This is a genomic window from Streptomyces sp. NPDC085927 (assembly GCF_044540975.1).
Taxonomy (GTDB): domain Bacteria; phylum Actinomycetota; class Actinomycetes; order Streptomycetales; family Streptomycetaceae; genus Streptomyces; species Streptomyces hirsutus.
In genome coordinates, this window is record NZ_JBITSN010000035.1 from 1 (window position 1) to 10,972 (window position 10,972).

Consider the following 10,972-nt stretch of genomic DNA (forward strand, 5'->3'; position numbering starts at 1 on the left):
GGATCCCAAGCCGTTCATCTGGACCAAGACCGCCGAAGAGATCCTCGATTCCCTCGCCCGCTTCTGCCGACGGATTTCTGGCGCAGGACACTAGCGAGGTGCCGCGAGTACGTCCCGGAGTACGTTCGCGAGCGTGACGCGGGCCAGCTCGTGTCTCAGGGTCTCCTCGATGCCCTCGTAGATGCTCTGCATTGCCGGCTGGATGCCGTGACCCACCACGCATCCCTGGTCCGGGGTGGTGCGGTGCATCGCGAACAGCGGGCCGGGTTCCACTGCCTCGTACACGTCGAGCAGGGTCATCGACTCCAGCTCGCGTGCCAGCGACCAGCCCGCGCCCACGCCCCGCCGGGACTCCACGAGCCCGGCCCTGCGCAGCTCGCCGAGCAGCCGTCTGATCACCACTGGGTTGGTGTTCGCGCTGGTCGCGATCTGCTCGGAGGTGGCGACCTCATGGCCCTGGCGCTGGTAGAGGCCGATCCAGGCCAGCGCGTGGGCGGCGATGGTCAGCCTGCTGTTGGCGCTCATGGACTCCTCCTCCCGGCCGCAACGCTTCATGTTACGACAGCGCAGTCGTAACAGTGAAGGTTGCCACAGACTGTCGTAACAATTAGTGTTGCGACTGCCAGGAAGGGTCAATCAACGAGGTGAGAAGAATGAGCAAGCCACTCACGGGCAAGGTCGCCCTGGTCACCGGGGGGTCGCGCGGACTGGGAGCCGCGACCGTACGACTGCTGGCCGAACAGGGCGCCGACGTCGCCTTCACCTACGTCAGCTCCGAGAAGCAGGCGCGGGCCGTCGTCGACGCGGTGCACGGCACGGGAGCCAAGGCCGTCGCCTTCCAGTCCGACCAGGCAGACACGAGCCGGGCGCCGGCGCTGATCGACGACGTGGTCGCGCACTTCGGCGGCCTGGACATCCTCGTCAACAACGCGGCGATCTCCGTGGCTGGTACGGTGGATGACCCGGACGCCGACACCGCCGCACTGGACCGGATGCACGCCACCAACTACCTCGGCGTGATCGCCGTCATCCGGGCCGCCTCCCGAGTGCTGCGCACGGGCGGCCGCATCATCACGGTGAGTTCCGGACTGGGCTCCCGGGTCGGCGCCCCCGGCCTTGCCGACTACGCGGCGACCAAGTCCGGGATCGAGAGGTACACCATGGGCGTCGCACGCGACCTCGGGCCCCGGAACATCACGGCCAACGTCGTGGAGGCCGGACTGATGGAGGGCGGCATGCAACCGCCGGACCCCGAGACCCTCAATGCCCTGGTCAGCTCGCTGTCCCTGCAACGCATGGGGCACCCCGACGAAATCGCCGCGGCGATCGCCTTCCTGGCGAGCCCCGCCGCGTCGTACGTCACGGGCGCGGTGCTGGACGCCCACGGCGGCTACAACGCCTGAATCCGTACCCCTGCCGCGCGCCCCGAAGGACATCGCGCCTTCGGGGCGCGCACCGCCGCCGACCCGCGACAAGGCGTACGACTCGAAGGCTGTGCGCGGTGAGCTGCGACGCCGCTGCATCCAGGCGCTGATCTCCTGCAAGGGCTCCCCGAACATCAAGGGCCTGGGCAAGCTCCGCTAGTCGCCGAGCAGACCTTCGCCCTGCTCCACCAGTTCAAACGCCTCGCGGTCCGCTGGGAACGACGTATCGAACTCCACGACGCCTTCGTCTCGTTGGCTTGCAGCCTCATCTGCTGCACACGCCTCAAGAAGACCGGATCGTGATCGCGTGACGAGCTCCAAGGAGAGCGGCTCCTGACGAACGATCTTCTCCGCGGACTGCCGCCCACGACCAGGGTGAGTCCCCGAGTACGGGTCACACCAGCTCTTCGACCTGCGCCTTCAAGTTGGCGGAGGCTCAGTGGGTGTGGGCTGGTCGGGCTGCTGGGTGCGCCGTGGCGGGCTGTGATCGGGGGCCGTGGGCGACGGCGCGGTCCCGGATGCCGTCCTGGAGCTTGGCGGCCATCTTGGCGGCGGCCTCGAACGTCCGGCGGGTCTGCTCCACCGTGGTGACGTCGGTCGTCTGCTCCAGGACGGGGCCGACCTTCCGGTCCGTGCGGGACGGCCGCGGGCGGGGCTTGGAGGCAGCGGCGGGTACGGCGACGGCGTGCGTTCGGGAGCGGGAGCCCAGGCGGTCCGCGCGGCGCACCGCGTGGACCCGGGCCCTCAGCGCGTCGGCGGCGAGGCGGGCCCGCTCGTAGGGAGAGGCGATCCGCTTTCGGGTCAGCGGGCGCAGCACAGCCTGGTCCTCGGTGTCGCGCGGGTACAGCGCGCGCAGGTCGGCGGTCATCATCCGGCGGCCGACCGGGCGGGTGTAGTCGTCGACGACGGTCTGCACGATCGTCTCGTCCAGGCCGGGTTGGTGGGGTCGGCCGCGCAGGACATAGGCGAGGTGGCGTCGGGCTTCGGCGAGCAGGTGCCGGCGCTTGAACGCGCCGCGCATCACGTACACCACGGCGGCGACGTCGACGACGGCCAGGGCGACGTCGACCACCGGCCGTCCCCGCGCCCACACCGTTGCGGCTGCCGCCCTCGCCCGCTGTGTCAGCCGGTAACTGGTGTAGGCGCCGAACGCATGAGCAGCATCGTATTGATGTCCGATCGGAGGGTGGCGGCGATCCCCCTTCAGGAATGCGGCGAGACCCTCGTCGACGTCCGGGCGCACGGCCTGAAGGTCGATGCCCGCAAATATGGTGCAGCCGGGGCCTGGGCCCAAGTCCAGCAAGGGGTCCTCACCCGGCTGCTGCACGCGCAGTCGCTGCTGCCCACCGGCGTGCATCTGCTGTTCCTCGAGGGCCTTCGGCCTCCGGCTCTGCAGCGACGGCACTTCGAGAAGTACTCCGACGAGCTGGCCCGCGCCCACCCGGACTGGCAGGCCGCGCAGCTTCGGGAGGCCGCCAACCGCTTCGTGTCGCCTCCGGAGATCGCGCCGCACTCCGCCGGCGCGGCCGTCGACCTGACGCTGCAGGTCAGAGGCGTTTTCTCTAGCACCTGATGCGTCTCAGCATTTCTGTAGGACCGCAGCCCAGAAGGACGGCCCTACCTCGACCTGGGTGAGAACTCATAGCGGGACGCGCAGCAGGCTCCGACGAACTGTGAGGACCGCACTTCCGTTCGAAGCGGTCGTTGAGTGTGCCTTCGGCCACAGCCTCAATTCGCCGAGGGACGGTCTCGCACGCCCCGGCCCGGAGGCACGCCCCGCCAGGACATCGAAAACGAAACAGCAGTCGTCCGTGGCAGTGCCCAGAAATTTAGGGTTTCCCTTGCCTGACCGGGCTTGTTCTCAAACCTTTCCCTGGGGCACGGCTCGCTAGCGTCCTGGTGCATGCAGGGGGGACCGGTGCCGCCGGGAAAAGCAGCAGAGTGCTGCGGTTTCTTGTGGCGGTTCGAGTCGCCCGGGTCGCATTCCAAGGGAGGAACCGATGCGCAAGGCCAAGCTGATCGCCCTGGCCGGTGGCGGGGTGTTGCTGTCCGTGACCGTGGGGGTCGCCTTTGCTTCGGCGGGGCAGTCCGAGCAGACGTCGAGCGTCGAGCAGGTGACTGTCCGTGCCGCGTCCGCCGGCTTCGAGATCGAAATCGACCCGGAGCTGGACGCCCGATTCGGACCGCGGCCGGTCAACGCCGTCCAGGCCGCCGGGATCGTCACCGACAGCCGCCCCGGTGCCCGTGTGGTCAAGGTGGAACTGGACGAGGAGGGTGGCAGGGCCGTGTGGGAGGTGGAGGCCCGGGACGGTGGCGGTGACATCGAGGCCCTCGTCGACGCCTTTACCGGCCGGATCGTCGGCCAGGACTCGGAGCAGTCAGAGGCCGAGGATGAGGATGAGGACGAGGACGACTGACTCGGCCACCGGCCGCGCGTGGGCGGGTGTCCGCCGCTGCCCCACCAGCGGCGGACACCCGCCCGGCAGGAATGCGGTGCAGCGCGTTCAGGCCGTGGCGGACTCGTCGTCCGTGGCGGGGACAGCAGGACGAGAGACCTTGCGACCGACTGCACGGCGGTCGCTTTCTCCCGGACAGCGCAGCGGCCCCGGACCGGCGGTTGCCGGTGCGGGGCCGCCGCGCAGCAGGCGCCGTTCCATGTCACCCGCGGGCGGTGGCCTGCTGACGGGAGGCGTCTGGTGGGGAAGGGGATTTGCCGGGGGCAGGGCGGCCGGAGTCGGCGCAGGGCAGACTGACCACGGCGTCCAGTCCTCCCCGGGGTGCGGCATGCAGGGCGACGTTGCCGCCGCCGGCGTGCGCGAGGCGCTGGACCAGTGCCAGGCCGAGCCCCGTGCCGCCCTTGGGAGCGTCGGGGGCACGCCAAAAACGGTCAAAGGCACGGAGGCGTTGCTCCTCCATCAAGCCGGGTCCCTGGTCGATGACGTGCAGGTCCACGAACGCCGTACGGCCGTCGGCAGCGGCGCGACGACGCTCGGACGCGCGGCGGCCGCGCAGGTGGATGCTCACGGTGCTGCCGGGCGGGGAGTGACGCAGCGCGTTGGAGAGCAGGTTGTCGAGGATCTGCTCGAGGGCGCCGGGCAGGACGAGGACGGGCGCGGTGCGCTCCCCCGTGAGGGCCAGCAGCACATGCCGCTGCTCGAAGATCGGGGCCCATGTCTGGTGCCGTTCGGTGCAGACGCGTTGTGGATCAACCACGTCCCGGGTGGCGGCCATCTCCTCCAGGCCGGCCATCGCGAGCAAGCCCTCCACCAGACGCGCCAGCCGGTCGGTCTCGGTGAGCGCCGCGGTCAGGGACGCCCGGCCGAAGGGCGCGACGGCCGGCTCGAGGTTGTCCAGGCGCAGCCGTAGGGCGGCGAGCGGGGTCTTGAGCTGGTGGGAGGCGTCGCCGGCGAACGCACGCTGGGAGGCCAGGAGGTGTTCCAGACGGGCAGCGGTCTGGTTGAAGGTGGCGGCCAGACTGCGTATCTCCGGTGGCCCGTCGGTCACGGTGACCGGCCCGGGCAGGCTTCCGTCGGCGAGATGGACGGTGGCCCGCTGCAGTTCGCGGATAGGGCGTGCGGCCCACCGGGCGACGGCGAACGCGAACCCGGCGACGACGGCCAGCACGGCGAGCCCGGCCAGGGCGAGCAGCAGCCACACCTGGTGGACGCGGCTGTGCACGGTGTCGGTGGGCACGGAGATGCGGACGGCGGCGTCGGGCGGGGTTGCATGACCCACGGGCGCGGCGACGGACAAGTACTGCACCCCGCCGATCCTGGAGGTGCGCATGTCGGCGGAACCGGTGCCGTTCAGGGCCGCGGCGACGTCCGGTCGCCCCATCAACTCACGTGTCTCCTGCTCGGACAGGGGGTGGGAGGCGGCGACGAGACTGCCGGAGCGGCTGATCACGGCAATCTGGCCGCCGATGCGTTTGGCGCATTCCGTGACGCGTCGGGGCAGGTCCTGCTCCTCCCGGCCGGCAGCCAGGGACAATTCGGCGAAGGCCGACAACGAAACCGCTTCCTCGCGGGCAGCGTTGATCATGCGGTCCCGTTCGGCGCGGGAGTAGACGAAGCCCAGAGGTATTTCCAGGCAGAGCAGCACCAGGGCGGCGATGCTCAGGTAGGTGAGCAGCAGACGCCGGGTCATGGGAAGGCGCCCTCGGAGGCACCCGCGTAACCCCGCGAACGACCGGTCGGCTCGGGAGGAGGTGCCTGCACCGCGAGCCGGAACCCCACACCGCGCAACGTCTGGATCCACCCCGGGTGGCCCAGTTTCCGGCGCAGCGTGGCCACATGGACATCGAGTGTCTTGGTAGCGCCCTCGTAGTAGGGGTCCCAGACGTGTTCAAGGATCCGCCGGCGCGAGCAGACCGCCCCGGGGTCCTCACACAGCAGTGCCAGCAGCTCGAACTCCTTCGGGGTCAGCGCGACCTGCGACTGGCCCACCCACACCTGCCGCGTACGGCGGTCGACCACCAGCGTGCCGGGCACGTCATCGGCTGTGGGAAAGGCTTCGGCCACCGCTGCCGGGCCAGGAGGTCCGGAGACGGGGGACCTGTGGGCGGGGACGGCCGGCGACTCCAATTCCCACTGCCCGTAAACCGTTTCCCGCTGTCCGTATGCTCCCGGGACATTTCCTCCGACCATGGTTCCCGGCGTGGTTCCGGTGCGCCGGGTGCGGCGAGAGACGGCGCGGATGCGGGCGACCAGCTCCCGAAGGCTGAACGGTTTCGCCAGATAGTCGTCCGCGCCCAGCTCCAGACCGAGCACCTTGTCGCTCTCCGCGCCGCGTGCGGTGAGAATGATGACGGGAACGTCCGAGACCTGCCGGATCCCACGACAGACGTCGATGCCGTCCATGTCCGGCAGCCCCAGGTCGAGCAGGACGACCTCCCCGAACGGCCCCGAGAGCCCGTCCGCACCCGTGGCGACCCAGGTGACCGACAGGCCGTAGTTCCGCAGCCCTTCGATCAATGGCTCCGCGATCGTCTCGTCGTCTTCGATGAGCAGCGCCTGCATCCCCACGTGTCTTGTCTCTCTGTGCATCCCCACACAACCTTGCAGAGTTGCCCAGCACCATGCCCCTTCGTCCGGGTAGCCGGTTTCGTCGGCCCCTCGCGCGGCGGGCCTGGGCCTCGGGCGACGTTTCCATCGTCACGTACGCGCCGCGGGGGCTCCGCGTTCAGATGCGGTCGCCGCTGTGGGAGTCGTCCGCCCGAAGGACGCGCGGTGAGTGACCGCCGAGTTGCACGCTGGACCAGCCGCACCACCGTCCAAACGGCGCGTCACATCCCGACCGGGCAAAGGTCCTCTGGTACGGCCCTAACGAGCTCGTGCATGGTTGGCAGTGAGACGTCGAAGGTTCCGGCGGGGCGCGGTGTTCAGATCTGTCGTGCCGGGATCGGGTCCTCGCCCTGCTGGTGGGACAGCAGGCCGGCGACGGCCTGGACGATGTCGCTCATGTGCTCGCGGCGGCCGAGATGGCGGGCCAAGGCCCGCCAGTTCTTCAGGTGGGCGATGCCGTGCTCGACCCGGATACGGCGCGAGGAAAGCGCCTTGCGCTGCTGCTCGTGCATCCCCTCGTACCAATCGAAGGCGTTCTTCTTGCACGTGCGGTGCGGTGGTGTGATCACACGCCCGCCGGTCCGCGCGCTCGGCCCCTGGTAGCCGGCATCGGCGAGGATCTCCATCGCAGGTCCCTCGGCCAGGAGCTTGACCAGTCCCAGCCGCCAGGCATGGGTGATGTCCGCGCAGCTTCCCGGCTTGGCCGGGCTGCAGAACAGCACCCGCGCCCGTCCCCGGCCGTGAGCACCATGGCCTTGACGGCGTTCTGCTTGCTCTTGCCGGAGATGAACCCGGCCCGGTCCCTGCGACCGGCGGCCGGACGGCGGGCACGGATCTCGGTGCCGTCGATGACGCCTGCCTGCCCGCTCGCACCGAGGTGGCCGACTACTTCAGCCAGCGTTCGGAGGCGGATCCCGGAGCTGATCGTGCACCCACGCTCGGCGAGCAGGGGCCGTATCCCGCCGATGGCCCGAGTGATGGTGGAGCGGTCCACGCCGAACCAGCAGGCCAGCACGTCGTGCGTGGTTCCGTGGCGGAGATGAACGAGCGTGGCCGGAAGCCGGTCAACGAACACGAGCCGGTGCTTTACGCCGGCACCGACCGCACGCTTCCGCGGTCGGGACACGAGCGTGGCCTGGTGCCTTTCGTGCCACAAAGGACCCACCTCGGCTACGAGTTCAGCGATCACGCCGGCCGACAAGCCCGTGATCCTCCGGTCGCTGGTGATCGCCTCACGCGCCGCGTTCCCCACTACACAACCATGATCAACGATCAGACACTCGACGTCTCACCGCCTACCGTGCACGAGCTCGTTGGATGAACCTGAAATCCATCTTGGCCTGAACTGGGAATGCCGGTGGCGACAAGGCAAGTGAGCCCCGCACTCAAGATCCCCGACAGAGCCGCTCATTGCGCACTGCACGCGCAGGTGAGTAGCGGCCGTGCCACAGAGCGGTCCTGGCGGGCGGGGAACGGCGCACCCCGTGTGCCGCCGCGAGGACGGCACCGGAACTGCAACCGTGCGGCGTGGGGGTCGACGGCCATTGCACGTGGCCGTCGACCCCTTGACCCGCGTCAGTAATTCTTCTGACGTGTTGTCAGTTCTCGTTGATCAGGTCGTGTGCCGGTACGGTCACCGTCCGTTTACCTGGCTTGCCACCGAGCACGATCTTCCGCAGAGCGCTGTTGTTGTCGACGCTGGTCTCCTTCAGCCGCTTCTCCGGGTTGGCCAGCACCTGGATGTAGTACGTGCCGTTGGGCACATCTGTGATGTCGAAGGACTGGCCCGGCAGGTCCTGTGAGTACGTGTCACCGGAGCCGACGTCCAACACCTCCCGGACGGAGATCGAGTTCTCCGCACCGCAGGCGGTGGACAGATCGGTGTTGAACGGATGCCAGTTGGCGTTCTTTACCGTGTAGTCGATCGCGTCGGTGTTCGCGAGGCAGAAGGCCTCCTTGCCGCTGCGCACGGTCTCCTTCTTGTTCGCCTTCAGCAGCCGGTAGCTGGCGAAGTCCGTGAAGTGCCAGTGCACATGGCCCGGACGCGGGTCCCATTCCATGGTGCCGGTCGGGGTGTAGCCGACCTGCTTGCCCTTGGCGTCGTAGAAGTACTGGTAGGCGTCCATCTTGGCCTTGCCGGGCGACCGGAAGCCGTCCACCACCAGCTGCGCCGGACCGGCGTTCCACACGTTGGCGCTGAAGGCCAGATAGTCCTTGCGGGGGATGTCCTTCTCACCGTCGCTGACGACGATGCCGTAGGCCGGCAGCGAGCGCAGGTCGGGCTTGGGGACGTCCGGGACGGAGGGCTTGCCGGCGGGCCGCTTCGACAGCGGCTGAAGCGCTGGTGCCTTGCGCGAGCCGTCGGTCTGGCCACCCGTGTCGCCGACCCGCATCGAGCGCGCGGCCTGCTGCTTCTTCAGCGCCCACGGCAGGGTGGGTGGCGCCGCCTTCAGCGGCCCGTGGCCCACGTTGTACGAGGGGCCCGCGCCGCTCGTGACCGGCGCGGCGGCTTGGGCGGGCGTCGGGGCGTGTCCCGGCCCGTGGCCCGTATGCGCGGTCGGCGCCTGGTGGGCGGCTCCGTGACCTGCGTGCTCGCCCGAGGCGGAGGACCGGGACGCCGGCCCGGTGGCGCTCTGCTCGTCCTCGTAGCTCCGCTCCTGCACAGTCACCTTGACTGTGGCCGACTTGTTGGCGATGCCGAACAGGTCACGGTACTTCTTGGCGACCCCGACCTTGGCGGTGTAGGTGCCGGCTGCCAGCATGACCGGCTCGGTGTAGGAACCCGCGTAGGTGTTGGCCGCCCAGCCCTTCTCGACACCCCATACCGAACCGAGGGTGAACGGGTTGGTGGGGCAGCTCTCCGGATACTTCGAGGTGGCGGGCGCGTCGGGTCGCACCCGGCCGCTGGCGTTGTTCGGGCAGAAGTCCTCGCTACGGCTGAGGACCTTCTTGCCCGCCTTGTCCGTGACCGTGATCTCCGCGAAGTCCCGCAGTCCGGAGAAGTCCTTCACTGTGCCTTTGGGCAGCACCTTGGCCTTGGCCTTGCCGCCCTCGTACACGGTCTGGGTGATGGTCACCGGGTCCTTGTAGGACTTCCGGGTCACCTTCAGCTCCAGCGGCGTCCCCTCGGCGGTGAGGTAGGTGCCGAGGTCGAGGTAGACGCCCGGCTCCTCCTTCCAAGAGGTGAGCGTGATCGAAGTGGCTGCGGCGATGAGGCTCAGTTTGGGCCCTGTCGCTGCTTTCGCCGGCTCCGCAGTGGCGGCCACGAGTCCCGCCGTCACGGCCATGGCGGCGACAGCCGTGGTGCCGGCGAGCAGCGGACGCCGCAGCCGGATGTTGCGCGTTCTGGTCATCGATCCCTCGTCCTTCGGATGCTGTGGAAAGGAAGCAGGCGGTCGGCGGCTCGGCTTGTCGGCCAGGCCGGGAAAGCCGCCGCGCAGGCAGAGTGACGGGCACTTGTCGTGCCCGCGCTGTGAGAGGAACGGACCGGATGCTCGGTTGTCCGGAAGGTGGAAAACCATAGGGTGTTGGCCGGATCGCGCTATTGCAGACGAAATCAGGCCGAAGTTTCGGGTCGGTCCACCCGGGGGTGAGCCCTTTGACAGAAAATTCCCGATGGCCCAGGTCAAGGCGGGCAGGTACATGGCCGGCACTGTCACGGAAGAACTGGCCGCCCTGCGCAACCCGTTGCCCGAGCCGGGCACCGTCACCCCCGAGGACTGCTACGGCGACGCTTGCGAACAGGCCCTCGAGCAGCGCAAGAGAGACGCCCTCCGCCTTGAGGCCGCAAGTGACGACCGGCAGATCGACCCGCTGCTGCTTGCGTTCGAGGACCTGAAGGCGCAGAAGGAGGACGTCGACGCCCAGATCCGCCAGCTGCTGGCCTACGGCCGCGAGTTCCACGGCAGCCGCCCTTACGGGCTGGAGGAGCTCGCCCGCCCTGCCGGATTCAGCTTCTCCGGGGTGCGCACCGCCTACAGCGAGCGGGAGATCCGGCAGGTCACCGCGCAGAGCGGCAGGGAGCCGAACCGGCCGCGCCGCGACATTGCCGAAGACGGCCGGTAAGCGCGACGAACGGTGCGGTACGAGGACGGCGACGGGTGTGGGAGCACGGGTGAAGACACACCACCGCGTTCAGCCGTCGCTTTCTGCCGTGCGGCAGGGCGGCACACCCGGCCTGTCATCGCCTGCCGGCGTCCGTGCAACAGGCACCATACGAGGCGGAGCCCGTCCGAGATCCTTCGCACGCTGCCCGGACCGGCCACCAGCCTCCCCGATGGCCGGCCAATCGCAGGGCAGGAGTCGCGCGGTCGGCCGGCCCTCACCTTCAGAGTGGGCGGACGGCGGCTCCGCGTGAAACGGCCGCCGGCGCCCAGGATTCCGACCTCTAAGGGCTCGCAGATCATTAACTCGTCTCTTTGATCTCCGTTTGGGTGAGGTCTGGAGTGAGGAAGACCGCGATGTCAGCAGGCGTGCGGAAGCGGG

Annotated in this window: 10 protein-coding genes and 2 pseudogenes; 4 read left to right on the forward strand and 8 right to left on the reverse strand. The window is 69.2% G+C overall.

Going from position 1 to position 10,972, the window contains the following annotated elements; all coding sequences use genetic code 11:
- Positions 1–90: 90 nt before the first annotated feature.
- On the reverse strand, positions 91–525 hold the full coding sequence (locus tag ACIF80_RS37125) for an Rrf2 family transcriptional regulator (RefSeq protein WP_033325690.1): 435 nt from the start codon (positions 523–525) through the stop codon (positions 91–93).
- 128 nt (positions 526–653) lie between these two features.
- Here ACIF80_RS37125 and ACIF80_RS37130 point away from each other — a divergent pair, with 128 nt between their 5' ends.
- On the forward strand, positions 654–1,403 hold the full coding sequence (locus tag ACIF80_RS37130; protein ID WP_399813377.1) for an SDR family NAD(P)-dependent oxidoreductase: 750 nt from the start codon (positions 654–656) through the stop codon (positions 1,401–1,403).
- Between the two features lie 177 nt (positions 1,404–1,580).
- On the opposite strand, the gene ACIF80_RS37135 is transcribed toward ACIF80_RS37130, so the two are convergent.
- Both ACIF80_RS37135 and ACIF80_RS37140 read right to left on the reverse strand, forming a co-directional pair.
- Positions 1,581–1,745 (reverse strand): hypothetical protein, encoded by a 165-nt coding sequence (locus ACIF80_RS37135; RefSeq protein ID WP_399813380.1) that lies wholly within the window; start codon positions 1,743–1,745, stop codon positions 1,581–1,583.
- A 115-nt stretch (positions 1,746–1,860) separates the two neighbouring features.
- A pseudogene (locus ACIF80_RS37140) lies at positions 1,861–2,586 on the reverse strand (conjugal transfer protein TraA); the annotation flags it as partial.
- Between ACIF80_RS37140 and ACIF80_RS37145 the strand changes: the two are divergent.
- Positions 2,578–2,997: a hypothetical protein gene (locus tag ACIF80_RS37145; protein WP_399813396.1), complete on the forward strand. Its 420-nt coding sequence runs from the start codon at positions 2,578–2,580 to the stop codon at positions 2,995–2,997. The pseudogene ACIF80_RS37140 and the gene ACIF80_RS37145 sit on opposite strands and share 9 nt — an antisense overlap.
- A 427-nt stretch (positions 2,998–3,424) precedes the next feature.
- Positions 3,425–3,841 carry a PepSY domain-containing protein gene (locus tag ACIF80_RS37150; RefSeq protein ID WP_399813382.1) on the forward strand — a complete coding sequence of 139 codons (417 nt, stop codon included), beginning with the start codon at positions 3,425–3,427 and terminating at the stop codon, positions 3,839–3,841.
- A gap of 241 nt (positions 3,842–4,082) precedes the next feature.
- Here the strand turns inward: ACIF80_RS37150 and ACIF80_RS37155 are convergent, their stop codons facing one another.
- From ACIF80_RS37155 to ACIF80_RS37175, 5 genes and pseudogenes are all read right to left on the reverse strand, one after another.
- A complete protein-coding gene (locus ACIF80_RS37155) occupies positions 4,083–5,570 on the reverse strand; it encodes a sensor histidine kinase (protein WP_399813384.1) in 1,488 nt (495 codons plus the stop codon).
- Positions 5,567–6,442 carry a response regulator transcription factor gene (locus tag ACIF80_RS37160; RefSeq protein WP_399813394.1) on the reverse strand — a complete coding sequence of 292 codons (876 nt, stop codon included), beginning with the start codon at positions 6,440–6,442 and terminating at the stop codon, positions 5,567–5,569. Before ACIF80_RS37160 ends, ACIF80_RS37155 begins: the two co-directional genes overlap by 4 nt.
- A 362-nt stretch (positions 6,443–6,804) precedes the next feature.
- Entirely contained in the window at positions 6,805–7,209 is a 405-nt protein-coding gene (locus tag ACIF80_RS37165; protein WP_399813387.1) for a transposase family protein, read from the reverse strand.
- A 266-nt stretch (positions 7,210–7,475) separates the two neighbouring features.
- Positions 7,476–7,739, reverse strand: a pseudogene (locus ACIF80_RS37170) (transposase family protein); the annotation flags it as partial.
- Between the two features lie 346 nt (positions 7,740–8,085).
- Positions 8,086–9,840, reverse strand: coding sequence for a lysyl oxidase family protein (locus ACIF80_RS37175; protein WP_399813390.1), 1,755 nt, complete (start codon positions 9,838–9,840; stop codon positions 8,086–8,088).
- Positions 9,841–10,102: 262 nt separating this feature from the next.
- Between ACIF80_RS37175 and ACIF80_RS37180 the strand changes: the two genes are divergently transcribed.
- Positions 10,103–10,552: a hypothetical protein gene (locus ACIF80_RS37180; protein WP_399813392.1), complete on the forward strand. Its 450-nt coding sequence runs from the start codon at positions 10,103–10,105 to the stop codon at positions 10,550–10,552.
- Positions 10,553–10,972: the final 420 nt, after the last annotated feature.